Annotated in this window: 24 protein-coding genes and 1 tRNA gene; 17 read left to right on the top strand and 8 right to left on the bottom strand. The window is 66.2% G+C overall.

Annotated elements, in window-relative coordinates; translation table 11 throughout:
• Positions 1-189 precede the first annotated feature (189 nt).
• Positions 190-546 (top strand): helix-turn-helix domain-containing protein, encoded by a 357-nt coding sequence (locus NV1_RS31895; RefSeq protein WP_067899901.1) that lies wholly within the window; start codon positions 190-192, stop codon positions 544-546.
• Between the two features lie 5 nt (positions 547-551).
• Complete coding sequence (locus tag NV1_RS31890) at positions 552-1,112, top strand: ImmA/IrrE family metallo-endopeptidase (protein ID WP_067899899.1); 561 nt, start codon at positions 552-554, stop codon at positions 1,110-1,112.
• Between the two features lie 133 nt (positions 1,113-1,245).
• Here NV1_RS31890 and NV1_RS31885 read toward each other — a convergent pair.
• Positions 1,246-1,319 (bottom strand) — tRNA-Pro (locus NV1_RS31885).
• Positions 1,320-1,694: 375 nt separating this feature from the next.
• On the opposite strand from NV1_RS31885, the gene NV1_RS31880 reads away from it, so the two are divergent.
• Positions 1,695-2,408 (top strand): HAD family hydrolase, encoded by a 714-nt coding sequence (locus tag NV1_RS31880; RefSeq protein ID WP_281181926.1) that lies wholly within the window; start codon positions 1,695-1,697, stop codon positions 2,406-2,408.
• Between the two features lie 62 nt (positions 2,409-2,470).
• On the opposite strand, the gene NV1_RS31875 is transcribed toward NV1_RS31880, so the two are convergent.
• Positions 2,471-3,700 (bottom strand): helix-turn-helix domain-containing protein, encoded by a 1,230-nt coding sequence (locus NV1_RS31875; protein ID WP_067899895.1) that lies wholly within the window; start codon positions 3,698-3,700, stop codon positions 2,471-2,473.
• Between the two features lie 334 nt (positions 3,701-4,034).
• Between NV1_RS31875 and NV1_RS31870 the strand changes: the two genes are divergently transcribed.
• On the top strand, positions 4,035-5,057 hold the full coding sequence (locus NV1_RS31870; RefSeq protein ID WP_169813455.1) for a TauD/TfdA family dioxygenase: 1,023 nt from the start codon (positions 4,035-4,037) through the stop codon (positions 5,055-5,057).
• An 86-nt stretch (positions 5,058-5,143) separates the two neighbouring features.
• Here the strand turns inward: NV1_RS31870 and NV1_RS31865 are convergent, their stop codons facing one another.
• On the bottom strand, positions 5,144-6,568 hold the full coding sequence (locus NV1_RS31865) for a helix-turn-helix domain-containing protein (RefSeq protein WP_067899889.1): 1,425 nt from the start codon (positions 6,566-6,568) through the stop codon (positions 5,144-5,146).
• Between the two features lie 225 nt (positions 6,569-6,793).
• On the opposite strand from NV1_RS31865, the gene NV1_RS44015 reads away from it, so the two are divergent.
• A complete protein-coding gene (locus tag NV1_RS44015) occupies positions 6,794-7,171 on the top strand; it encodes a hypothetical protein (protein WP_157117490.1) in 378 nt (125 codons plus the stop codon).
• On the opposite strand, the gene NV1_RS31855 is transcribed toward NV1_RS44015, so the two are convergent.
• Positions 7,111-9,372 (bottom strand): ATP-binding protein, encoded by a 2,262-nt coding sequence (locus NV1_RS31855; protein WP_067899883.1) that lies wholly within the window; start codon positions 9,370-9,372, stop codon positions 7,111-7,113. The two genes, NV1_RS44015 and NV1_RS31855, sit on opposite strands and share 61 nt — an antisense overlap.
• Before the next feature lie 418 nt (positions 9,373-9,790).
• On the opposite strand from NV1_RS31855, the gene NV1_RS31845 reads away from it, so the two are divergent.
• Entirely contained in the window at positions 9,791-11,011 is a 1,221-nt protein-coding gene (locus NV1_RS31845; RefSeq protein ID WP_067899877.1) for a cytochrome P450, read from the top strand.
• Positions 11,012-11,081: 70 nt separating this feature from the next.
• On the opposite strand, the gene NV1_RS31840 is transcribed toward NV1_RS31845, so the two are convergent.
• Positions 11,082-11,714 carry a helix-turn-helix transcriptional regulator gene (locus NV1_RS31840; protein ID WP_067900063.1) on the bottom strand — a complete coding sequence of 211 codons (633 nt, stop codon included), beginning with the start codon at positions 11,712-11,714 and terminating at the stop codon, positions 11,082-11,084.
• A 96-nt stretch (positions 11,715-11,810) separates the two neighbouring features.
• Between NV1_RS31840 and NV1_RS31835 the strand changes: the two genes are divergently transcribed.
• From NV1_RS31835 to NV1_RS31815, 5 genes are all read left to right on the top strand, one after another.
• Positions 11,811-12,659, top strand: a complete 849-nt coding sequence (locus NV1_RS31835; RefSeq protein WP_218027261.1) for an oxidoreductase — start codon at positions 11,811-11,813, stop codon at positions 12,657-12,659.
• Positions 12,660-12,931: 272 nt separating this feature from the next.
• Positions 12,932-13,789: an enoyl-CoA hydratase-related protein gene (locus NV1_RS31830; RefSeq protein ID WP_067899874.1), complete on the top strand. Its 858-nt coding sequence runs from the start codon at positions 12,932-12,934 to the stop codon at positions 13,787-13,789.
• A gap of 206 nt (positions 13,790-13,995) precedes the next feature.
• Positions 13,996-14,331: a histone-like nucleoid-structuring protein Lsr2 gene (locus tag NV1_RS31825; protein WP_067899872.1), complete on the top strand. Its 336-nt coding sequence runs from the start codon at positions 13,996-13,998 to the stop codon at positions 14,329-14,331.
• 252 nt (positions 14,332-14,583) lie between these two features.
• Positions 14,584-15,516, top strand: a complete 933-nt coding sequence (locus NV1_RS31820) for a DedA family protein (protein WP_245714026.1) — start codon at positions 14,584-14,586, stop codon at positions 15,514-15,516.
• Positions 15,435-16,604 carry an oxygenase MpaB family protein gene (locus NV1_RS31815; protein WP_245714032.1) on the top strand — a complete coding sequence of 390 codons (1,170 nt, stop codon included), beginning with the start codon at positions 15,435-15,437 and terminating at the stop codon, positions 16,602-16,604. The genes NV1_RS31820 and NV1_RS31815 overlap by 82 nt, the downstream gene beginning before the upstream one ends.
• Before the next feature lie 75 nt (positions 16,605-16,679).
• On the opposite strand, the gene NV1_RS31810 is transcribed toward NV1_RS31815, so the two are convergent.
• Positions 16,680-17,309, bottom strand: a complete 630-nt coding sequence (locus tag NV1_RS31810; RefSeq protein ID WP_218027260.1) for a GyrI-like domain-containing protein — start codon at positions 17,307-17,309, stop codon at positions 16,680-16,682.
• 15 nt (positions 17,310-17,324) lie between these two features.
• Here NV1_RS31810 and NV1_RS31805 point away from each other — a divergent pair, with 15 nt between their 5' ends.
• Complete coding sequence (locus NV1_RS31805; protein ID WP_067899862.1) at positions 17,325-17,525, top strand: hypothetical protein; 201 nt, start codon at positions 17,325-17,327, stop codon at positions 17,523-17,525.
• Here the strand turns inward: NV1_RS31805 and NV1_RS31800 are convergent.
• On the bottom strand, positions 17,492-18,136 hold the full coding sequence (locus tag NV1_RS31800; protein WP_067900057.1) for a TetR/AcrR family transcriptional regulator: 645 nt from the start codon (positions 18,134-18,136) through the stop codon (positions 17,492-17,494). The two genes, NV1_RS31805 and NV1_RS31800, sit on opposite strands and share 34 nt — an antisense overlap.
• A gap of 134 nt (positions 18,137-18,270) precedes the next feature.
• Here NV1_RS31800 and NV1_RS31795 point away from each other — a divergent pair, with 134 nt between their 5' ends.
• Together NV1_RS31795 and NV1_RS31790 are read left to right on the top strand one after the other, a co-directional pair.
• A complete protein-coding gene (locus NV1_RS31795) occupies positions 18,271-18,795 on the top strand; it encodes a nuclear transport factor 2-like protein (RefSeq protein WP_067900055.1) in 525 nt (174 codons plus the stop codon).
• A gap of 37 nt (positions 18,796-18,832) precedes the next feature.
• Positions 18,833-20,035, top strand: a complete 1,203-nt coding sequence (locus NV1_RS31790; protein ID WP_067899859.1) for a cytochrome P450 — start codon at positions 18,833-18,835, stop codon at positions 20,033-20,035.
• 148 nt (positions 20,036-20,183) lie between these two features.
• On the opposite strand, the gene NV1_RS31785 is transcribed toward NV1_RS31790, so the two are convergent.
• Positions 20,184-20,828: a TetR/AcrR family transcriptional regulator gene (locus tag NV1_RS31785; protein ID WP_084526043.1), complete on the bottom strand. Its 645-nt coding sequence runs from the start codon at positions 20,826-20,828 to the stop codon at positions 20,184-20,186.
• A gap of 130 nt (positions 20,829-20,958) precedes the next feature.
• Between NV1_RS31785 and NV1_RS31780 the strand changes: the two genes are divergently transcribed.
• The 3 genes from NV1_RS31780 to NV1_RS31770 are packed head-to-tail and all read left to right on the top strand — an operon-like array spanning position 20,959 to position 23,059.
• Positions 20,959-21,687 (top strand): hypothetical protein, encoded by a 729-nt coding sequence (locus NV1_RS31780; protein ID WP_067899854.1) that lies wholly within the window; start codon positions 20,959-20,961, stop codon positions 21,685-21,687.
• Entirely contained in the window at positions 21,684-22,460 is a 777-nt protein-coding gene (locus NV1_RS31775; RefSeq protein ID WP_067899850.1) for a hypothetical protein, read from the top strand. The genes NV1_RS31780 and NV1_RS31775 overlap by 4 nt, the downstream gene beginning before the upstream one ends.
• On the top strand, positions 22,457-23,059 hold the full coding sequence (locus NV1_RS31770; RefSeq protein ID WP_067899847.1) for a cytochrome c oxidase subunit 3: 603 nt from the start codon (positions 22,457-22,459) through the stop codon (positions 23,057-23,059). Before NV1_RS31775 ends, NV1_RS31770 begins: the two co-directional genes overlap by 4 nt.
• Position 23,060: the final 1 nt, after the last annotated feature.

Genomic DNA, 23,060 nt, shown 5'->3' with positions numbered 1-23,060 from the left:
CCTTTCCTATCGCGCAAGCCGGACAACTAGAGGCAACGGCGAACCTCATGGGCGCTCAATCTCAGTAGGTCGCCGCCACTTCGCTATCCGTTCGATTGCACCTCTGCAATCGAACGTCTATGGTCAAAACGAGACGATAGCAGTATGGTTGCAGTAGTGCAACCAGACGCCACATGTCGAAAGGGAAACATGTCTGATCGGGGATCATTCGACGCGGGGGCGTTCTACGCTGCACTCAATGCGGTCCGGGATGCCCGGAATTTGATGTGGAAGGACGTCGCCCAGCAGGCAAAGGTCAGCCAATCCACGCTAACGAGGTTGGCGCAAGGCAAAAGGCCAGACGTCGATAGTCTTGCGGCCCTTGTCGATTGGGCCGGGCTGAGTGCCGACGACTTCGTGGTGCGCGTCCACAGCAAGCCAGACGACGCGGAACCCCTAGCGATGTTCTCGACCTACCTGCGGGCGGATCGTAATCTCACGCCAGAGGTCGCGGATGCCCTGGAGACGGTGGTGCGGGCGACGTACAACGTATTGAAGGAAGGCTAGACCGGGTGGCGTACTACAGAGGGTTCAAGGCCGAGGCCGAGCGGCTGGCAGTCGAAACCCGCAAGGAGATCGGTCTCACCGAATACCAGCAGCTCAACCCTCGGGCACTGGCTGGACACCTCGCCATTCCGGTGCTCACTCTCGGCGACCTCGAAGCCCACGAACCCGGGATGGGCAAGGCACTCCGGGTGCTGCACGGCAACCAGGCATCCAGCTTCTCCGGCCTGACGCTGTTCGTGGGTTCACGGCGGGCTGCGATTGTTCACAACGAAGCCCATACCCTCGGTCGGCAGGCGAGCGACATCGGGCACGAACTCAGCCACGGACTGCTGATGCATCCCCCGGCTCCGCTCCACGACGGCCGGGGCTGCCGGAAGTGGAACAGTGACCACGAGGACGAAGCCAACTTCCTGGCCGGCGCCCTCCTCATTCCGGCCAAGGCTGCATGGGGACTGGCCAAGCGACGCACCAGCTTGGAGGAGGCAGCCTGGCAGTTTGGGTGCAGCGTCGAGATGGTGCGGTGGCGGATCAATGTCACCGGGGCGCGGCGGCTGCTGGCGGGGTGAGTTCACGTGGAAGGAGACGCGCCGCAGACAGCCCGACACCTTCTCACGTCCGGTCCGACGGAGCGGCCAGCCTCTTACATGAAACACGCAGTGGTCGGACGGTTCAGGTACCGTCCTCTATCCCCTACTTCGGTCGGGCTGACAGGATTTGAACCTGCGACCACCTGACCCCCAGTCAGGTGCGCTACCAAGCTGCGCCACAGCCCGTGGCTTCCGCTTTCGCGGTGCTCGACGAGATTACCCCACTACCCCCTGGTTGGACCAAATCGGCGGGTTGCCGGGGTGGAGTCGGATCCGGTGGGTGCGGCGGGATGGCTTGGCGCGTGGGTTCGGTGTGGGGTAGGGGCCCGGCTTCGGGGTGGCGGTGTTCGGTCGTGGTTCGGGCCGGCCGTGCCGGGGGTCGGTGGGTGGGGCGGGTATTCCATACTCCGTGCTGGAATCGCTGTTGTGGCATTTTCCAAATGCATACATGAACGAATAGGTGTTTCAAGATCGATGATGTCTCGAATAGCCTGAATCGTGTGTTTGGGTCGTATCCTGCCGATTTCGTTGCCGCGTGTTCTGCCGATAGTGTGCACGGTTATGTCGACATCTGAAGATTCGAAGCCGCATCCGATCCGGGCGGTTGTATTCGACTGGCGAGGCACGCTCGTGTCCGAACTGACGCAGGAGGGTTGGGCGCGCGAGGCGTTGCGGTTGGCTCGCCGTGAACACGATGATCACGCGGTCCGCGCATTGCTGGATGAGATACGGAAAGCCGCAGGTCAACCTAATCGTCTTCAGTCGCCGCACGGGAACACCAGCGCCGAGCGGCACCGGGAGACCTACTACACGGTGTTCGCGGATGCCGGTCTGGACGACGAGCTCGCCGACGCGTTGTTCGCGGTGGATTCCGATCCGGCGTACAACATTTTCGCGGTCGACGCGGCTCACACCGTGGCATCTCTCCTCGAGAAGAATTGCAAGATCGGTGTGCTGAGCAACATTCATTTCGATATTCGCCCGATGTTCGAGGAGGCGAGGCTGCTCGATTCGATCGATACCTTCGTGCTGTCCGGCGAACAGGGAATTCAGAAGCCCGATCCGGCTATTTTCCGGCGTGCCCTGGAATTGCTCGGCACGCGCGCCGAGCAGACCCTCATGGTCGGCGACCGCGCGTCCCGTGACGGCGTCGCGATCGAGGTCGGTATGCCCACCCTGCTGGTCCCGGCGCTGACCGATCCGCAGCAGCGGCGGCTTCATCTCGTCACCAATGCGATCGGTGCGCCGCACGGTTCCGAATCCATAGGCGTGTGATCGGGTCGCGGGATCCGGGCTGAGCCGTGAAGTCCGGCAAGGCGAATCGAATCCGGCTCCCTTCAGGTGAGCCGGATGGCACGTTCGAGTGCGCCGAGTCCGGCGTCGACTGCGGTGGGCTGGGCTCGGTGGCGCAGTTCGGCGATGAGGTCGTGGACCGTCGGATGCTTGTAGACGTACTGCGGTGCCACAGCGGCGGCCCGGATCAGTTGTTCGACCGCGGCGGAATCATCGGCGAGTTGACTGTAGGCCCGGGCGATTTCGATGCGATGACGGGTCTGTCGTTCCTTGGACGGCAACCGGTCCAGATCAATGCGGTCGTGCCGCCGTAACGCGATATCGGGTCGATGCAGCGCCACGGCGATCTCCGCGGCATGGATGTCACAGTTGGTGGGTCCGAACACGGTTTGGAAGTCGTTGCGGTCCATGCCGATTCGAGCCGCCGCGGACTCCGCCTCGGCGAGATGGGCCCACGCGGACGCGGCGTCGCGTCGGCGGGCGGAGGCCACGGCGCAGCGCAGGTGCAGTGCTCCCCAGAGTGAAAGCACCTGTGGTGTAGGCGCTTTCATCAGTTCCTGCAATTCGGTGAGAGCGGCCTCGGCGACCGTGAGCGCATCGCCGATCTGGTGGGTGTGCAAGAGCACGCCGCAGCGATCCCATGCCGACCACGCCCGCATCAGCGGATCGCCCAACCGGGCCGCGGCCGTGGCGGCGTTTTCCACCGCTGTCCAGGCCAGGTCGTGATATCCGAGCTGATTCAATACGGTGCGGGCGACATGTGAGGTCTCCACGATCAAGCCGTCGACGACGTCGCGTTCGGCTCCGGAGGCCATCAACACGGCGGTGTTCAGCGACTCGGCCAGGTCGGGTAATTGCCGCATGACCTCGGGCAGGTTCGCGGCCTGCCGGCGTCGGGTGATCCGGTCGATCTCGGCGCGCAGATCTGTCAGCAGGGGCTGCGGCGCCACCGAACGCAGGCCGGGATGTCCCGACAGTCCCAGGCTCGTACGTCGCAGGGCTGTGCGAAGCGCCGGCACCGCAGCGTATTCCATGTCGGGACCGGCCTCGAGCGGCTGCCCGAGCAGCCATGACACCTCGACTTCGAGCACGCTGGAGAGCCGGTCGATCACCGAGTGCTTGTCCAGGTTGATCCGGCCGGCCTCGACTCCGCGCATCCAGGACTCGGATCGGTCCACGAGCCCCGCCAGCGCCGCCTGGCTCAGTTTCTTCGACCGCCGCGCTCTCCGTATCCGGGCACCGGTGGATATGGCGGCATCGGTGCTTGTGCCCATATATCGAGTTTATGGGGAACTGTCCCCGGAATCGTCAAGTATTTGACGGTTCCGGGCAGGGGGAAAGGGCACTATTCGGTGGAGCCATTCGGTTTCGATCTTTCACGCCGAGATTGCGAGGTGGACCGTCATGCGCAGCGATTACCCGTCCTGCGATTGCATTTGTGCGTTCTCCGCCTCGTCGGGGCGCACCGGAAGGCGGAGACCGGACGACGCTGAACGGGCGTCGCGCAGTCGAAATTCGGAGCACGGGGGTGGTTGAAGCGATTACACACACAGGTCACTCATGAGTATCGGATTACAGCAGCGGTTATTGATCAGGGAGATCCACACGATGTTCGATCATGATATTTTCGCGCGTCCGGACGACGTCGCGAACAGAGGTAATTCGGAGAGCGCTCGGCTCGCACCCGATGAAGTGCTGGTGCTGAACGCACGGGAATCCGCGCAGGTCTGGGCCGCAGCGGCGCGCGCGGCCCGGCGGCGTCGCTTCGACGAGGATCCCGTCGCGGTCGCGTCCAGCCTGATCGGCAGCTTTCCGGGGACGGTGCTCGAAGCGCTGCACAGGTTCCGCACGGTCGGTACGGAACACAACGTGTTGTTGCTCCGAGGAATGTGCGGTGATCTGCGCGGACTGCCCGCCACCCCGCCGACCCGGACGCCGCGGACGGCGATGCCGACGGTCGACGCCGCCGCACTGGTTCTGATGGCTGTGGCATGGGCATTGGGTGAGCCGTTCACCTTCCGCTCGCTGATCGATGGGCGGCTGGTCGAACATGTTGTCCCGGTACTCGGTCAGGAGCAGGCCCAAAGCGGCGCTGGGAGTGTCGCGGCGCTGGCATGGCATGTCGAGGACGGTTTCACCGAAGACCGGTGCGACCACTTCGGATTGCTGTGCCTGCGTGGCCATTCGGGCGCGGCCACGGTGGTCGCGGCAGCTCGCAATCTGGAGCTGCCCGGCCGCATCCGGTCGATACTGCGCGAATCCCGCTTCGTCATGACGCCTTCGGTGGAGCACGACATTCCGGATGCGGACTTGGTCACGATGCCGGTGCTGACCGGGCCCGCCGCGGACCCGGAGATCTGCTTCGACGCGGTCTACCAGCATCCCGCCGACCCGGATGACGAGGAGGCGGCCTCGGCATTGACCGCCCTGACCGAGGCATTGGATCGGGCGGCGATCCGTCATCACTCGCGGCCGGGGGATCTGCTGCTGGTGGACAATCGGCGAACGGTCCACGGCCGCACCGTATTCGAGCCGCGTTACGACGGCACGGATCGCTGGCTGTTGCGCACCTACACGTGCGCTTCGATCAGGGACCATCGCCGCCGGGGAGGTGGGCGCGCGATCGGCTGAGAGGCGGCCGCCGGAATCGGATCCAACAGCAGTGTTCGTCGAGGCATGTCCTCGGCGAACACCTCGCCCGGGCGGTAGTCGGGACCTCAGTGGTGGCGAGCCGATGCGGGCAAGGTCCTGTGTTCGGTGGACGACACCTCGAGCAGCTGACGAACCTCGGCCGCCTCGGGTATGGCGATGCGGCGCGATTCGAGGGCGTCCAGGAGTTCGACGATCCGTTCGTGGACCAGACCGAAGCGCAGGTCGTCGGGGAGCCGGCTCCATATGCTGCCGATCGTATGGCAGCATTGCTCGGCCTGTCCCGCGTCCAGGCCGGCCGCGGCGCCGTCGAGTTGCAGGAGTGCCAGTCCGACCCGGTCGTGTCGGGCCACCGGTAGTTCCAGCACCCGCTCACGTAACGGCGTCGCGTGCTCGTGCGCGCCGACCAGCGCCAGGGCGTTGGCCTGATGCCAGCGCAGCAGATACTCGCTGGCGTGGAAACCGTCAGCGGCGGTTGCTTTTTCGGGCAGGCGGTCGAACATCCGATCGGCCTTGCGCACCGCCTCGAGTGTTTCGCGATGTCGACCCGAACGTGCCTGTACCCCCGCCTCGGTGAGAAAACCCAACACCGTCGCCGAGTTGGCGCGTTCGGCTCCGGCCGATTGTGCGGCGCGCGCGGCGGCCAGGCCGAGGTCGAGCCGGCCATAGCCCGCGCACGCGTCACAGGTCCATGCGGCGATCCACGCCTGTACGGCGTCGTCCTGCGCGCGCCGGGCCGCGCGCCGGGCGATGCCGTACCACGCGAACGCATCGCCCGCGCCCGCCACATCGGTGAGCCGCATGGCTATCAGTCCGGCATTCTTGGCGTACAGCCGATGCAGTCTGCGCCGCAGTTCCTCGCTTCGGGTGGTCAGCAGGCAGGTCTGGATGCGGGCCAGATCCACCATCCGGGCGGGGATGAAATCCGCCGGCGCGGTGTACAAGTGGTATCCGATCCGCTCGGTCCGCTCTTCCAGCAAGGCGACCTGCGCCGCGGTGGTGGGCCGCGCGCCCGACGAGCCGATCTCCTCGCCGAACAGCTCCGCGGCCGGGTGCGCCGTGACGGCCGCGGCGCTCGCCGAGGCGAGACCGAGGAAGTGGCGTCGATCCATGGCGTCCTGAATTCCGTTGTGCGAGAGGGGCTCCAGGTCCGAGTAGTCGTTCCCGAAACCGAGCCGGTCGGGTCTGGTTCGGTAGAGGTAACAGAGCGCGTCCAGATATCGCGGCGTCGGCACGTCCTGGCCGTGCTCCCACTGCGACAGGCGCTGATGGCTCAGTCCCGCGCTGGGTGTTCCGCGCGATGCCAGCACGTCCTTCAGCAGCTCGACGGCCTCGACGAGGGTGTACCCGCGCGCGATCCGATGCGCCCGCAGCAGCGACAGGCCGCACTGGTGGTGTACGGCGAGTGCGGCTTGATGGTCGGATCCTCCCGCAAGCTGGACCGCGTGGGCCACACGCCGGGCGTGTTTGGTGCTCTGTGGGCTGTTCGGCATGCGAACCACCGGTCCCTGAATCCCGTATTCGTTTATAGCGAGACCCTCAGATTATCTCGGTGAGGCAGACCGTGTCCTTTTCTCGCGTCGTTCTGCCCGCACAGCGTGCAAAACCGCATCGCGGCCCGCGAACGGACCGAGGAATTCTTGTGCCGACATTGTTCGCGGGCGATTCTTGCGGCAAACACCGCAGAAATTCCGGCGAACCTACGGAATCGAGTCGATATGACCATCAATGAGACCGAATGGCTGATCACGAGTGACCGGATTCTGGAGGTGGCCTTCCGCGTCGACCTTCCCGAATCTCACCGCGGAATGTGGATCTTGTCGTACCTGCCCACTCGGTTGCGCCTCTCTCGTGAGCAGGCTCTCATCGGGATGACGCTGGCGGAGATCGTGCTCACCGGACAGTTCGACGACACCGGCGATCTCGTGCCCGAGATCGCGCATCTGTACGCCGACGGTCTCGGATTCGCACTCGTCGACGTGGCGTGCATGCTCGCCGCGCGCTCGTCGTGCCCGGATGTCGGCGGCGCGATCGGTCACGGGTGCGCCCGGGCCGAGCGAGTGTCGAGGAGTTGTTCCAGCGGACGCGCGTGCTGATCGAGTTCGGTGCGGTGGGTGCCGTCCGAACCGTTGGCCACGATGGTGACCAGGGGGCGGCGGCCGGGGCGTTGGATGCGGACGACGACGGAACCGTCTCGGGCACGGTCGAGTTCGGCGACGGCCACTGTGCGCAGGCGCTGCAGGACCTGCTCGGTGACGTCGTCGAGTCCGTGCTCGTCGTACAGCAGCACTTGGACGCCGCGGCCGCGGGCGGCGCGGGCGGCGGCGACGACCGGGGAGTGCGCGAGCAGGGGAGCTCGCAGGGCATCGCGTAGTTCGGCTTCCTGCAGAGCGCACTCGTCCCGGACGTCGTCGATGGATTCGGAACCGGCGAGCTGCTCCAGGAGGGGCCGGGTGAGTCGGCCGAGTCGATGCAGCTGCCGATCCCGTTCGGCGATCGCGGCGGCTTCGGCGGCTTCAGCGGAGATCCGGTGCAGGGTGTCCGCGCGCAGATCCAGGACGGTGCTGGCGACCGGGCGGATGACGCGAGCGAAGAACGTCGCGGCGACCAGCGGGGCGAGATACAGGAACGGGACGGTGAACCCGCGGGCGCCATCGGCGGGCAGGCCGACCCGGATCGCGAATTCGGTGAAGACGAATGCCATTGCGAGCCAGCTGAATACGACGCGGCCGCGCAGGCACAGGAAGGTGCACACCACCGCGGCGGAGCCGAGGGACCATTCCTGCACGGTCGTGTCGTGCCACATCGAGTCCACGGCGGAGACGATCGCGAACTGGGCCGGTCCGCCCGCGCCGAGGATGGCCAGCGAGACTCCGAGTGACGGCGGGTCGCCCGGCGTGGCGAGGATCGCGGCCATCGCCGCCGTGGTCAGGAGCAGACAGGCCAGGGCCGGCCACGGCGCGGAGATCAGCGCCGGGGTGGTCGCGATCGAGGCGGCGTAGGCGACCAGGTAGCACCCGACGAGCAGCCGGGCGGCGGGTGTGCGCATGCCGAGCAAGGTCCGCATACTCAGCGGCGCAGCGGATTTCGCAGTCGGACCGCCGTATTCGTCCAGGGCGGCGCGGCGATCGATCGGCGGTCCCGACCAGCGCAGTCGGACTGTGGTTCCCGCGCCGGGACGGGACGTTATCGCAGCGCTGCCGCCGCCCAGTTGTCGCATCCGGGCCCGGATGCTGAGCGTGATGCCGAGCCGGTCCGGACGCTCGGCGACGGGGTCGAAGCCGACGCCGTCGTCGGTGACCACCACCTGGAATCCGCCGCCGCCGAGGCGGATGCCGACGTGGCGGTATACGCCGATGCCCGCGTGCCGCAGGCTGTTTCGAACCGCCTCGCCGGCGGCCGCGGCGGTCACGCTCACCGCCGCGGCGGGGAAAGCCCACCGCTCGGCGTCGGCCGCGAGCTCGATCGCGACCGGCAGTTTCGGCTCGATCTGGTTGATCACCGCTCGCAACCGGGCGGCGGCATCGCGCGCGTCGAGCACTCGCCCGAACGGATATTCGAGGTCGTCGAGGTAGTTCAGTGTTCGTAACGCCTGCCGCCGCACGGTGTCTCGCTCGCCGCCCCGGGCGGCGGTCAGCAGGGTGGACATCACCCAGTCGTGGGTCAAGGCGGCGAATCGTGCGCGCTCGTCGGCGCGGCCGCGCATGGCGGCCGCCGACGCGGCGCCCCGGAACGCGTCGGTCTGGATCGTCTGCAGGAGACGGCCCGTGCGAACGAACATCAGCAGCCCGGCCACGAACAGGGCGCTGTAGCCGCAGGCGTAGAGCAGATCCGGCACGAACGGCACGTTCACCTCCGGCGCCCGGCCGGTGTAGTTCACGACCGTGGCGGTGAACGCCGCGACGACGAGCGTCAGCAGACTCGCCCACGCGGGCCAGGCGACCGCCGCGGACAGTCCGGCAAGCGCCGGAACGTCCGCGAGCCACTGATCGGCATGCAGTGGCAGGTGCCGCCAGGCGATCAGCCAGGCCCCGTTCGCCACGGGAAAGCCCACCGCGGCGAGCATCGCGGCTCGCCGCATCCACACCGAATCGGGATGAAAGCTCAATGCGCCCACGGCAAGTCCGGGTCCGAACACCACCGCGACGGCGAACGGGGTCCACCACATCGCGGTCATCCGGGCCTGATCGCCCATATCGGGTACGAGGAGCACGAGACCGATGAGGTACCCCACCGCGACGACGCGACCGGCCAGCCGCAGCAAGCGTTCGGCAATGGCAACGCGGTCGCCCACCATCGCAATCACCCGCCCTACCTCATCCGCCCGCCGACCCGTCCCCGTACTTTACCCGCTGGTAGACGCGGAATCCGAGGGTGATACCGGCTTCGGAGTCGAGTGGCCCCGGACCTTCGCGCAGCGAATCCGATTCGGCGGTAGGACAATCGCCGATCGCCGCGGCGCCGGCCGTGCGGTCATCGATACGAAGTCGATCACCACTGCTATGCTGCTGGCTCAGGAATGGGTGAGGAGCAATGACATTCGAGGTCAGGGCATACAGCCGTGCTCCGTTTCCGCTCGTGCTCAACCGATTACAACCCTGATCGAGGATATGTCGCACACGGCACGCACGAACAGAACGTCCACGCCGACGGACCGGCTGCACCTGCCGTGCCGTCCGTCTGCACGACCGGACCGAGGTCGAGGTGAAGCCTGAATGATCAATCCGCCGATGTACTCCGATGGTGATCGCACCGCCCTGTACAGCCCGGAATTCGCGGCCATGCCGCACGATTGCTACCGGGATATGCGCAAGCGCTACGGATCGCTGGTTCCGGTCGAGTTGTCGCCGGAGGTTCCCGCCACGCTGGTGATCGGTTACCGCACCGCGGTGCAGATTCTGCACGATCCCGCGCGTTTTCCGGTCGATCCGCGGTCGTGGGAGAAGAACGTTGCGGATGAATGTCCGGTGAAGCCGATGCTGGCGTGGCGGCCGAATGCGATGCGCAGTTCGGGTGAGGAACATCGGCGATACCGGGATGCCAACGTCGCGGCTCTCTCGGCGGTCGATCTGCACGGCATGCACGCGGTGGTGGAGCGGATCGCGGTACCGCTGATTGCACAGTTCTGCGAGGCCGGTTCCGCCGACCTGATCGTCGACTACGCACGGCCGCTGGCCTTTCAGGTGGTCAACGCGATGCTCGGCTGCTCACCCGAGATCGGCCGGCGGGTCAGCACGGGCATCATGACCATCTTCGAGGGGGACGATGCGGCGGCGGGGAACATGATGCTGATCGAGGCGCTGAGCGAACTCGTGGCGGGCAAACGTGCCGAGCCCGGCGAGGACGTCACCACCCGATTGATCCAGCATCCGGCGGGCTTCGACGATCAGGAGGTCATCGAGCAACTCGTGCCGCTGTACGGCGCGGGCGTCGAGCCGGTGCACAACCTCATCGCCAATACGCTGCTGCTGATCCTGACCAACGACCGTTTCGCGGGCAGCCTGCTCGGTGGCAGCCTGTCCACCCGCGACGCGCTGGACGAGGTCTTGTTCCTGGACCCGCCGCTCGCGAATTTCTGCATGACCTATCCGCGCCAGCCGGTCCTGCTCGACGATGTGTGGCTGCCCGCCCACCAGCCGGTGATCATCAGTATCGCGGCGTGCAACAACGACCCGGCCATCGGCGGCGGCGACTACACCGGTAACCGATCCCACCTGGCCTGGGGCGCGGGGCCGCACGCCTGTCCCGCTCGCCAGTCGGCCTATCTGATCGCCCAGGACGGTGTGGATCAGCTTCTCGACGCCCTGCCCGAGATCGAACTTTCGATCGATCCGAGCGAATTGAGTTGGCGCCCAGGGCCTTTCCACCGAGCCCTGACAACACTCCCGGTCACCTTCGATCCCGCTCGCCCCTTCGCCAGCTGGTATCCCAACTGACGACCTGCTCGCCGTGGCCCCAGCGGGTGTGGTGAACCGCCGGGTCAACGGGTATTCGGCGAGAGACGGCTCAGATGAGCCCGAGTTCCTGAGCACGAGCGCCGGCCTGGAATCGCGAACCCGCTCCGAGAGCGCTCATCAGTTCGGCGACGCGCCGACGGTAGGTGCGCACCGACAGTCCCAGGACGCGTGCGGCGGCCTCGTCGGTGGCGCCGGTGTTGAGCTGATCCAGGATGCGCGGTGCAAGCCTGCGCAATTCGGCCAGATCGCGGTCGTAGACGGCGAATTCCGTTGCCGCGCGCCAGGTCGCGTCGAACAGCGAGGCCACCCCGTGCACCACCTCCGGGACCGTCACGATGCTGTAGCTGCGCAGCCCGTAGGAGGTGTCCCCGGCGAGGATGGCCACCCGCCGATCCAGGATGATGGTCTCGCTGATGTCCTCATCGCTGATCCGCACCCCCGCGCCGCGCTCGACCATGGTGTGCAGATGTTGTGACAGCGACGGGTCCAGTAGCGCCGAGGGCCGGTAGAGCTTGCGCAGCGCGACGCCGGGACCCAGCGTGTGATGGCGGCCGTTGTGCCAGGTCGCGTGGTCCTTGGCGGCGCAGTCGAAACTGACCGCGGTGGCCTCGAACAGGTGCGCGGCGCGCTCGGATAGTTCCTGGTTACCGCGCACGACGGTGACCGATTGCGTCTGGGCCATGGTTCGAGTGTCGTGTTGTTCGCCCTGGTCGTCAACGTGTGGCAGCTTGTTGCCGAATGCGGACATCGCGCATCCCGATCGGCCAGGCTGATGAACATGACTGAGGCACAGACGATATCGGCCCGTGCGGCGGGCGAGGGGCGTTTGGGATCGTTCCGGGTGAACCGGATGGGTTTCGGCACCATGAAGCTGACGGGCTGGCCGGAAGGTAAACAGCCGACCCGCGACACCGCGATCGCGCTGCTGCGGCGCGCGGTGGAACTGGGCGTGAACCACTTCGACACCTCGCAGTTCTACGACCGCGACGGGATGAACGCCAACGAACTGCTCCGGGCGGCGCTGCACCCGTATCCGGAGGATCTGGTGCTGGTCACCAAGTTCGCCGGGATCCCGCCGGGGCTGACCCCCGACGGCCTGCGGCAGAACGTCGAGGCGAATCTGAAAACCCTCGGCGTGGACCGGTTGGATGTGGTGAATCTGCGGCTGGGTGAGGCGATCGCGCCCGCCGAGGGTTCGCTCGAGGAGCCGCTGACCGCCCTGGCGAAGCTCCAGGAGGAGGGCCTGATCACGCATCTGGGCATCTCGAATATCACTCGGGCCCAGTTCGACCAGGCTCGCGACCTCGCGCCGTTCGTGTGCGTGCAGAACGCCTACAACGTCGCGATGCGCGATGCGGATCCGCTGATCGACGCCTGCGAGGAGGCCGGGATCGCATTCGTGCCGTTCTTCCCGGTGGGCGGGTTCCAGCCGTTGCTCGCCGGACATCTGGAGACCGTCGCCACCCGGCACGGCGCGTCCGTGCAGCAGATCGCGCTGGCCTGGCTGTTGGCCCGGTCGCCGTCGATCCTGCTCATCCCCGGCACCTCGGACCCGGCGCACCTCGAGCAGAACATCGCCGCGGCGAACCTGCGGCTCACCGACGAGGATCTGGCGCTGATCGGCTGAATCCGGATCGCCGGGCCCGTGGAGCCGTGTGCGCCACGGGCCCGGGTTGTGCAGGTATCTCGGTTCGGTTGTGCTCCAGTCGTTTTCGCGCAGGCCCTCGTGGATCCGGGCGGAGCGATTGTGACTCGCAGCCATACGCCGAACCTGCGGGACCATCGGTCCCGGCGGTAATTGGCACTGCGCCAACGCCGCCTGCCGCTCGGCGGTACGCTGACCGATACCTCGCGTCGCGGCCGCCGTCGCGATGCGGCAGATCGATTCGAGAGGGTGCGATGAGCTCGGACACCGACGTGAACGCCGACGGCCAGGTGCTGCTGGAGCGGGAGGGAGCGATCGCCATCGTGCGGCTGCATCGCCCCGACCGGCTCAATGCCTTCACCACCGCGATGTGCGAACGTCTCATCGAGGTATTCGACGAGACCGATGCGGACGATTCGGTGCGCGCGGTGGTGCTCACCGGCACCGGCCGCGCGTTCTGCGCCGGAGCCGATCTCGGCGCGGGCGGGGAGACGTTCGTACTCGACGACGATCCGGACACCGGCGGCGCGCCCGCGGACACCGGCGGCCTGGTATCGCTGCGGATCTATCGGTCGAACAAACCGGTGATCGTCGCGATCAATGGCCCCGCGGCCGGTGTCGGGGTGACGATGACCCTTCCCGCGGATATCAGAATCGCTTCGGACACCGCGAAATTCGGCTTCGTCTTCACTCGCCGGGGGATCGTTCCCGAGGCGTGCTCGACCTGGTTCCTGCCGCGCGTCGTCGGCGTGTCCACCGCGCTGGAATGGACCCTGAGCGGGCGCATGGTGCCCGCGGCCGAGGCCCTCGAGCGCGGGCTGGTGCGCGAGATCGTGCCCGCCGACCGGGTGCTCGAACGGGCTCTGGAACTGGCCCGGGAGATGGTCACCGGCACCGCGCCGGTCTCGGTCGCGCTGACCCGGCAATTGATCTGGCGCATGCTCGGCGCGGACAGCCCGCAGATCGCGCATCGCGCCGAATCCCTCGCCATCTACCTGCGCGGGGCCTCGGGCGATGCCCGCGAGGGCGTGGAATCTTTTCTGGCCAAATGTGTTCCGGATTTTCCGGACCGGGTCTCGGACGGACTTCCCGACCTGTTCGGCTCGCAGTGACGGGCGGACGTCGACGGCGGATAGGCGTACTCGTCGAAGACCGGCGGTGTGGGCTTGCGGTGAAAACCCGATCGGTCGGATGGCCGGCATGACGCGTGCTCGGTCGTTGCCCGCCCCGGCCGCCGTATGCCGTTGTCGAGCGTGATCTCCGCTGGGATAAGGTTGCCGCTCTGGTTGATTCACCACGACGGAAGGGAATTTTTTCGATGGCCCGCAAGGTCATAGTCGAGCTCGTGGACGACTACGACGGAAAGTCACCGGCAGAGGAATCCGTGCTGTTCGCTCTGGACGGCGTGGAATACGAGATCGATCTGTCGGTGCTCAATGCTGCTGCACTGCGCGGCATCTTCGACCAGTGGACGCCGCACGCACGCAAGGCGGGCAGAACTTCGAAGGGCAAGGGACAGAAGCTGTCCCGCTCCTCGGCCGAGCGAGAGCAGACCGCGGCGATTCGGGAATGGGCGCGCAAGAACGGCTATTCGGTCTCCAGCCGCGGCCGCATCCAGGCCGAGGTCGTGGAGGCGTACAAGAAAGCCGGTTGAGAATCGACCGAGCCGCGGATCCGTCGCCTCCTTGCGCGCGGCGATCCGCGGCTCGTTCGGTCAGGTCGAATGCGGGCCTGTGGCTCCGCTGAAAAATGCGGCGAAGTCGCATACCTTCGCCCAGGGTGATCTCAGCGTGCTCTCAGCGGCGTTCGGCCACTGTGGCGGTGTGATACCGACCAGATCTGTGCCCTGCCGGCGAATGCCGCTTCCCGCCCCGTCCGATGTCCTCGCCCGCCGACGGGAGGCATTGTGCAGCAACTGATTCTGTCCTACGGGCTGATCGCGATCTTCGTGCTGATGGCCGCGGAGTCGGCCTGTCTTCCGATTCCGTCCGAGGTGACCATGATGCTCGGCGGAGCGCTGGCGGCCGGTGCGGTCAGCGGTCCGCATCCGAATCTGATCGCGGTGATCGTCGCGGGTACCGCCGGTAACGTCGCGGGCAGCTATCTGGCCTGGCTGATCGGCCGGTACGGCGGGCGGCCGGCGCTGCACCGCTGGGGTCGCTACGTGCTGTTGCGTCCCGAGGAGATCGATCGCGCCCAGGACTGGTTCGTGCGTCGCGGCGCGATGTCGGTGTTCTGGGCGCGTCTGCTGCCCGGCATCCGTACTTTCATCTCCCTGCCCGCCGGAATCGCCGCGATGCCGCCGCTGCGCTTCGGCGCGTACACCCTCGCCGGTTGTCTGCCGTGGACGGGGCGGCCCTGGCCGTGGCCGGGTATGCCGTCGGAGCCGATTGGCACAGTCTCGAACAATCACTGCGCGGCCCCAGCTACCTCCTCGCCGGACTGGTCGTCCTGGTCCTCGCGGTCGCCGGGGTCGTGGTTGTGCGCCGCCGACGCGCGGCCGCCTCGGCCCGGTGAGCCGAGCCGCGCGGATCATCAGCGGTTCAGCCATCCTCTGAGCGGCCCGTTCACGGTGCCCTCGCGGGGGCGCCGCGAACGTCTGGAAAGCGATCTTGCCAAATTTGCCATTCTGGTAGAGGATCTTGCCAGAAGTTCGGGTGCAGCGCCGACCGATGTGCTGGCATCCGCGGCGAAGGAGAGATCATGGATTCGACCATTCCTGCTCGGCATCCCGCGGCGCCCCGGTCCGTCCCCGGTGTGGGACTCGGCCCGTTCGCGCGGGTGCTCGGTCTGCGCGAGCCGACCGCTGCCCAGTTCCGGGAGCTGGGGGAGGCGCTGACCATCGGCGACGAGCCGATGGACGAGCTGGTGGACTGGATGTATCGCGAGGGGATGGCGACCGCGCGGCCGCTGTTCGAGCGCGCGCTGAGCGAGGGGATCGCGGCTGTGCCGGACGCGCCCGCTCCGCTGCGGGAGTTCTTCGACTATGTCGAGGCCGTGCCGGACTGGGTGGACTGGGACAAGATCCGGCGGGCCGAGCGGGTGATGAGCCTCAGCGGCCGCGACGCGCTCTACGTCGCGCGGGACATGTCCTTCCTGGGCGGGTATCTGGCCTCGGGATTCAACAAAACGCTCTTGCGCACAGGCGCTTTGGCGAAGGGGCCGGCCAAGCGTTTCGCCGAGACGACCCAGTGGGCGTTGGACGTCTCCTCCGAGGGCGGCATGATGCCGCGGGGGCTCGGCTTTCGGTCCACGGTCCGGGTGCGGATGATTCACTCGATGGTGCGCCGGCATGTGGCGGCCATGCCGGACTGGCGCGGTGCGGAGTGGGGGCTGCCGATCAATCAGACCGATATGGCCGCCACCATGGTCGGCGCGCTGATCGCGCCGACGGTGGGCGCGATCGGCCTCGGCATGCTCGTGACTCCGGGTGAGGCCGATGCCATGGCGCATTTCACGCGGTATGTCGGCTGGGTGATGGGGGTGCAGGAACGCTTCCTGCCCAACGATTTTCGAGACAGCGTCCGCATCCTGTTCCACACGATGACCGCGATCACCAACCCGGACGAGACCTCCGCGCAGCTGGCCATGCCGATGCTCGACGAGCCGCTGGGCTGGCACTATCGCTACCTGACCGGACCGCGTCGCCGCATCGCGCGCTCCCAGCATCTGTCGATCGCCACCATGTTCCTGGGCTCCGGCGCGATGCGGGAACTGGGACTGCCTCCGGTCGTGGTCCCGTGGTATCCGTTGCTGCGCATACCCTTCAACCTCGTCCGGACCGTCTGGACCCGTGCCGTCCCTGGGCAATTCGAGCGCGCCGCCACCCGCGGCCGCGCGGCGCAGCTGGCCTTCATCCGCACCCTCACCGGTACGGAGTCCGCGGATATCGGCGGCTCCGCCGAACACCTCACCGCGGTCGCCTGAGCGGTTCTCGCCGCGCCGGCGCCGCGTTCGTGGGGTGCGCCTCGAAAGATGTCCGCTCTCGGCCCGACTCACCGCTCACGCCTGTGCCTGTGCGATCGGCTCGACCGGCTGGCGCAGGATGGTGCGTAGCCGGGCCGGGGCGGTCCGGCGGAAGTCGCTGAGGTAGATCTCGTGGTGCCGACCGGTCATCGCCAGGCCCGAGCCGGGGATGAACTCGTGGTGCATGCGAGCGAGAGTTTCTCCCTCGTCGTCGAAAGAACCGATGTGCAGGGTCTGCACACAGCGGCCTTCGGCGAGGGTTTCCAGTCGTACCCGGTCCGGTACGGCCGGATTCTTCGCGGCGGCCTTGGCGACGGCAGCCTCGAACATCTCGTCGGTGATCCAGTCGGGAACCATGGACATGATCGTCCAGTTCCAGCGGGACTTGTCTCTCGCGGAGGTGAACGTCGCCATCCGCTCGGACCACCACAATCCCTCCAGCGGCATGACGACGTAATCGCGGCCGAGATCCTGTTTGCTGGCGAACTTCAGCTTGTACGCCACCGGATACAGCGCCTCGACCGCCGCGGTGAACTCCGGCGCGGTGTTCGGATCGCCCCGGCCGTCGGCCATGACGTAGCGCATCGGCGGAACCTCGACCACGCGGAACCGGCCTGAAGCAGCTCGATAGGAGTCCAGGGTCTTCCGGAAATCCGTCTTCGCCATCGCCATCCTTCCCCATTGCGCACCGTGCGTGCGACCACCCTAGCGGCGGGCACCGACAACCGATTTCGACTCGTCTTCCTGGAACTCGAGGAGCGCAGCCGGATCGGCGACTTCCGCGGTGTGGTCAACTCCGTGAGCATCTACGAGTTCACCGCGGACGCCCGGATCCGGCGGGTCGAGGTCTACTTGCAGATGGAGCTGCCGGCCTCGGGGTGATCCGAAACGGTTTGTCCGGGAACGACATTGGCCATCACCATCTGCAGGAAGGGGTCGAACAGGTCGGCGCCGTCGATATGTCCGTTGATGGTGATGCCGTTGTTGATCGCGATGAGTAGATGCGCGAGTGTCTCGGCGGGCATCAGCAACGTGCCGCCGAGACGCTCCACGTGTTCGGTGATGTACCGGGCGAGTGATTGGGCGGTCTCCTCGCGCTTGGCCGCCAACCGATGCCGGGCATCCGGATTGCGCAGCAGAAACAGCGAGAATTCCAGCCCCAGCGCGGCGGCATCCGGTGCGGCGATGGTCAACTCCCGCCACCGCTGGGCGATTTTGCCGACGTTCAGGTCATGCAGATTGTCGAAGGAGGTGATCACATCCGCGAAGCTGTCCAGGAATTGCTGCATATACCGCTCGATGACGACCAGGAAGAGCTCTTCCTTGGTGCCGAAATGCGAGTAGATGGCGCCGCGGGTGTAGCCCGCGGCCTCGGCGATATCCTCCAGCGCCGCTCCGCCGAACCCCTGCTTGGCGAAGACCTCCTCGGCGGCGTCCAGCAGCACGGTCCGGGTGTGCTCGACGCGTCGTTGTCGTGTCCATCGTTCTGCCACCAGCCCATCTTCCCAGGTCGCCGAACAGCGGAGTCGGCTACGTCCCCAAATCTCGAATACAGACCCGTATTTCATATGCAGTTGTGTATATTTCGAAACATCCACCGCCACAGGGAGATCGGGAGGAGTCCGCGATGAAGCCCGAGGACCGTATCGCCAAGCACCGCCGGATGGCCGAGAGCTATCGCGACAAATACGTCCTGCAGAAGGTGCAGGACGGCGAAACCTACGACGAGTGGGAGTTCACCGATGACGCGGTCTACACCTCGCCCTACTTCGTCGCCGGACAGGAACTGGTGCTCAAAGACGTGGCCACCTCCTTCGATCTGGCCGCCACCGTCGAGGCCAAGGCGTACTCGGTGGTCTTCCCGGATTGGAAGCCGGTGGAGTACAAGCTCTGGGCTGCCGACAACGGATTCGTGATGCGGTACCGCTGGGAGGGCACCTCCACGATCGATGGCGCGAGGATGGGCTTCTACTCGATCAGCTTCGTCGAGACCAACGAGGATGCGCGGATCACGCACTGGTCCACCTACGTCAACGACGAGGAGTACGGCCCATTCCTGCAGGCCGCCATCGGTGCGCGGGGGCCGTTCCACGGCGAGGAGTACATGCAGGCGCTGAGCCGCCATTTCGAGAAGCACGGCCTGACGATCTGACCACGATGGTGCGAGACCCCTCCCGCAAGGACCGCAGATGACCACGACCAGTACCGGCGAGCTCTACTACGACCCCTGGGATCCGGTACTCAATGCCGATCCGTACCCGATGTTCAAACGGTTCCGTGACGAATCGCCGTTGTACTACAACGAGGTTCACGACTTCTACGCGCTGAGCCGTTTCGAGGACGTCAATCGCACACTCATCGATCACCGGGGATTCAGCTCCGCGCGAGGCGTCGTTCTGGAGATCATCGAGTCCGGTATCGAGATTCCGCCCGGCGTGCTGATCTTCGAGGATCCGCCGATCCACGACCTCCATCGCAAATTGTTGTCGCGGGCGTTCACCCCGCGCAAGATCCGCGCACTCGAGTCCCGGATCAGGGAGTTCACCGTGCGGTGCCTGGATCCGCTGGTGGGTGGCGATTCGCTGGATTTCGTGAAAGATGTGGGGGCGGTGATGCCGGCGCGGGTCGTGGGCATGCTGTTCGGCATACCCGAGGACTATCAACGCAGGGTCCAACAGGACGGTGAGCGTTTCGTGCGGACCGAGCGTGGCGGCCGGATGACCGACAACCCGGACGGCCCGATCACCGATGGCCAGGTGTTCGCCGATTTTCTGGACTGGCGGATCAGCCATCCCGCGGACGATCTCACCACCGAACTGCTCACCGTCGAATTCGACGATGAGACCGGGGTGCGGCGTACATTGCGGCGCGACGAGCTGCTGATGTTCATGAACGTCGTCGCGGTGGCCGGCGCCGAGACCACTACCCGGCTCATCGGCTGGTCGGGCAAACTGCTGTCCGAACATCCCGATCAGCGCCGTCGATTGGCGGCCGACCGCACCCTGCTGCCCGGAGCGATCGAGGAGATCCTGCGGTTCGAACCACCCGCGCTGCAGGCAGCGCGTTATGTCACCGACGATGTGCGATTCCACGGCCGGACCGTGCCGCGAGGCAGCGCGATCCTGACGTTGATCGGCGCGGCCAACCGCGACGAGCGTCAGTTCGGACCCGACGCCGAAGTCTTCGATATCACCCGGGAACCGCGCCAGCACCTGTCCTTCGGTGTCGGCGCGCACTTTTGTCTGGGCAATGCCCTCGCCCGGCTGGAGGCGCGCATAGCGCTGGAGGAGATCATGAATCGCTTCCCCGACTGGGAGGTCGACCTCGACCGGGCGATATTCTCCTCGTCCTCCGCCGTGCGCGGATGGGACAGCATGCCCGCTCGCGTCTGATACCGGAGGCGCCGAACGGGCCCCGTATCAGGTGGCGGACGTCGGGTATCGGCGCGTGCTTGCGGAGCTCCCCCGGGGGTGGCCGCACGAGCGAAACCATCAGTGCGTGTGCTGTCCGCTGCCGGCGACTGTGGGCCGGGCGCGAGCGCTAACCCGCCGGGCTGAACAGCAGCTCGGCGATCTCCTCGGCGAGTGGTTCGGCAAGCGGCCCGCCTCTGAATTCGCTTGCGGCCCAACGTCTGACGCTATCGGTCAGTAGCGTCTGCGCGATGTGCGCGGCGCGGGGGACGTCGGTTCCCGCGGGCAGTTTCCCGTCGCGCTCGGCCTGTCGGAAGGGTTCCAGGAACAGGGCGGTGCGCTGGTCCTGGGCCGTATCGTCGGTCGGGGCGCGGCGTTCGAGCCGGTACGTCTCCAGGATGGTCTCGAAGACCAGTTCGGGCGGGTAGGTGCGCATCTGGCTCTCCAGGGGGCCGATGATCGCGGCGATCACCTCGACCAGCTGGTACGGGCGGGCGAGAACGGCCTCGGCGGCCAGCTGCGCGTCGCGCATCGTGAAGACCTCGACCGCGAGCAGAACGTCCTCGCGGCGCGAGAAGTACACGTAGAACAGTGCTTTCGACACGCCGGCGGCCTTGCAGATGTCGGTGACGGTGGTGTCCGCGAACCCCTTCGTGCGCCACAGCGCGAGCGCCGCCTGCATGATCGCGTTCCTGCTGGCCTGCGAGCGCGCCTGCGTCGGAACGGCTCTCGACTGACCATGGTCAGGCTTGGGGTCTCGCGAAACAATGGACATAGCAGCATTATACGGTCATCACAAATATTGACTACCGTCAGGATCGGTGCCATGCTTCCGCCACGGACACGCGCCGCGAGAGCATCCACATCCGGTTGCGGTGTCGTGCCCGGCGGAAAGGAATGCGGGTATGCGAGTCCTCCTCGAAGACGAGAAACGCTCGGCGGCAACGGATCTGCGGGCTCAGCAGGTGATTCTCCGGTCGACCCCCGCTGTCGCGGCCGTACTGCTGGTGCTGTTCGCGGCATTTCCGGGTTTCTTCCCGCCGATGTCGCCGAATATGACCGCTACGCAGGTGGCCGATTTCTATCGCGACCACACCGCGATGATCCGGCTCAGCATGGTCGGATTCAATCTCTGCGGGATACTGATCGTGCCCTTCTTCGTGCTGATCCTGGCCCGGATGCAGCGGATGCGGGGCCAGACTCACATCTTCGCCTTCTCGTATCTGTCCGCGGTGGTGGCCGGGGCTACCCTGTTCGCGTTGTCGGACATCTTGTTCGGCGTGGCCGCGTTCCGCACGGACCGGTCCGCCGATCTCATCCAACTGCTCAACGATCTGGCCTGGATCTTCTTCATCGCACCCATCGGCATGCTGGTCGCCCAATTCGTGCTCTTGGCGCTGGCGATCTATTTCGACGACGCCCGCGATCCGGTGTTCCCCCGCTGGGTCGCGCACTATTCGCTGGTGACGGCGGTGCTGATGGCCCCCTCGGCGGGAGCGGCGGTGTTCCGTGACGGTCCGCTGGCGTGGAACGGCGCGGTGTCGTTCTGGTTGCGCAACATCGCGTTCGCGGCGTTCGTCGTGGTGATGTTCTTCGTGCTGCGCTCGTCCTACCGTCGCGAGGCCCGGGCATGAGCACCGTGACGTCCACCGCCTCGGGCGAACCGGCCGAGAGCGGGACGCCCGCCCGCGGCATGCGACCGGACGTCTACCTCAGCTATTGGATATTCGCCGTGTTCTACGGCGCGCTCTCCGCCGGAGTGGTATTCATGGGCCGGGCCACGCCGCCGCCGCGGCCGGATGTCACCGATATCCAAGTGGCACACTGGTTCGCCCAGCACCACACGACCATTCGAATCGGCTTCGCGATACTGCTGGTGATCGCCGGGGGCGCGGCGATCTCCAACGGCATCATCGGATATTTCATGAAACGAATGTCCTCGGGACCGGTTCTGTCCTATGCCTACATCGCCGCGATGGGAGTGGGCGCCATTCCCGGATTTCACGTTCTGCTGGTCTGCTGGTTGACCGCGACATTCCGGCCGGATCGCGAGCCACGGGTCCTGCATCTGCTCTACGACCTGGGCATGTTGTCCTACAACGGCTCACTGGGGTGTTTCACCGCCGCCTATGCCGTAATTGCCATCGCAATTCTCTACGACCGGAATCGCATATTTCCCAAGTGGTTTGCCTACATCTCGATATGGCAGATCGTCACCGAGGTGCTCGCCACCCAGATGTGGGTGTTCCACGCCGGAGCCTTCGCCTGGAACGGCATGATCACGTTCTATATCGCGGTGGTGATCTTCGGGATCTGGGTCGGCTGCCTGCTGCTCATCATGTGGAATGCGGGACGTGCCGAAACGGCGAGTGCACCAGCACTTTACGCCCAAAAGGACGTGCGATGACGATATCCGGTCGAGACGCGTCCGAGGCGCTGGAGGAATCGTCGCCCCCGGTGGGAGGCCGGCTTCCCGGTGACCTGGACATGTGGGTTCTGGTGCTGGGAGACCTGCTCTTCTTCGGCTGCTATTTCATCGTCTACATGGTGTTCCGGGACCGCTCGCCGGATCGGTTCGCCGAGGCGCAGAAGCATCTGAACCTCGCTGTGGGTGTTGCCAATACGGTCGTTCTGCTGACCAGCTCGATGCTCGTGGCGATGGCGGTGCAGGAGGTCCGGCGCGGCGCCGCCCGGTCGGCGGAACGGTTGACATGGGCGGCGGGCGCCTGTGGCGTACTGTTCGTGGCGCTCAAGGTCTTCGAATGGCATCAGGAGATTACGCACGGTTTCACCGTTTCCCATGAATTCTTCAGCTTCTATTTCGTCCTGACCGGAATCCACCTTGCCCATCTCGTCCTGGGCCTGCTGATCCTCGGAATCGTCGTGCGCGAGCTGCGGAATCCGGTTCTTCGGCGACCACATATGGTCGAGCAAGGTGCGACGTACTGGCATATGGTGGACCTGCTGTGGGTCGTCATCTTCGCCATTCTCTATCTCATGAGGTGAC

Origin of the sequence: Nocardia vaccinii NBRC 15922, from assembly GCF_001613305.1 — a bacterium.
Classification (GTDB): Bacteria; Actinomycetota; Actinomycetes; order Mycobacteriales; family Mycobacteriaceae; genus Nocardia; species Nocardia vaccinii.
This window is presented reverse-complemented; position numbering and strand designations above follow the sequence as displayed.

Bases quoted from the DNA above. Each gene is read 5' to 3' on its own strand.
- NV1_RS31875 (WP_067899895.1), bottom strand. From the start codon at position 3,700: ATGGGCACAAGCACCGATGCCGCCATATCCACCGGTGCCCGGATACGG.
- NV1_RS31870 (WP_169813455.1), top strand. From the start codon at position 4,035: ATGTTCGATCATGATATTTTCGCGCGTCCGGACGACGTCGCGAACAGA.
- NV1_RS44015 (WP_157117490.1), top strand. From the start codon at position 6,794: ATGACCATCAATGAGACCGAATGGCTGATCACGAGTGACCGGATTCTG.
- NV1_RS31895 (WP_067899901.1), top strand. From the start codon at position 190: ATGTCTGATCGGGGATCATTCGACGCGGGGGCGTTCTACGCTGCACTC.
- NV1_RS31865 (WP_067899889.1), bottom strand. From the start codon at position 6,568: ATGCCGAACAGCCCACAGAGCACCAAACACGCCCGGCGTGTGGCCCAC.
- NV1_RS31840 (WP_067900063.1), bottom strand. From the start codon at position 11,714: ATGGCCCAGACGCAATCGGTCACCGTCGTGCGCGGTAACCAGGAACTA.
- NV1_RS31775 (WP_067899850.1), top strand. From the start codon at position 21,684: ATGAGCACCGTGACGTCCACCGCCTCGGGCGAACCGGCCGAGAGCGGG.
- NV1_RS31825 (WP_067899872.1), top strand. From the start codon at position 13,996: ATGGCCCGCAAGGTCATAGTCGAGCTCGTGGACGACTACGACGGAAAG.
- NV1_RS31830 (WP_067899874.1), top strand. From the start codon at position 12,932: ATGAGCTCGGACACCGACGTGAACGCCGACGGCCAGGTGCTGCTGGAG.
- NV1_RS31810 (WP_218027260.1), bottom strand. From the start codon at position 17,309: ATGGCGAAGACGGATTTCCGGAAGACCCTGGACTCCTATCGAGCTGCT.
- NV1_RS31770 (WP_067899847.1), top strand. From the start codon at position 22,457: ATGACGATATCCGGTCGAGACGCGTCCGAGGCGCTGGAGGAATCGTCG.
- NV1_RS31795 (WP_067900055.1), top strand. From the start codon at position 18,271: ATGAAGCCCGAGGACCGTATCGCCAAGCACCGCCGGATGGCCGAGAGC.
- NV1_RS31880 (WP_281181926.1), top strand. From the start codon at position 1,695: ATGTCGACATCTGAAGATTCGAAGCCGCATCCGATCCGGGCGGTTGTA.
- NV1_RS31790 (WP_067899859.1), top strand. From the start codon at position 18,833: ATGACCACGACCAGTACCGGCGAGCTCTACTACGACCCCTGGGATCCG.
- NV1_RS31855 (WP_067899883.1), bottom strand. From the start codon at position 9,372: ATGGTGGGCGACCGCGTTGCCATTGCCGAACGCTTGCTGCGGCTGGCC.
- NV1_RS31785 (WP_084526043.1), bottom strand. From the start codon at position 20,828: ATGTCCATTGTTTCGCGAGACCCCAAGCCTGACCATGGTCAGTCGAGA.
- NV1_RS31780 (WP_067899854.1), top strand. From the start codon at position 20,959: ATGCGAGTCCTCCTCGAAGACGAGAAACGCTCGGCGGCAACGGATCTG.
- NV1_RS31845 (WP_067899877.1), top strand. From the start codon at position 9,791: ATGATCAATCCGCCGATGTACTCCGATGGTGATCGCACCGCCCTGTAC.
- NV1_RS31835 (WP_218027261.1), top strand. From the start codon at position 11,811: ATGACTGAGGCACAGACGATATCGGCCCGTGCGGCGGGCGAGGGGCGT.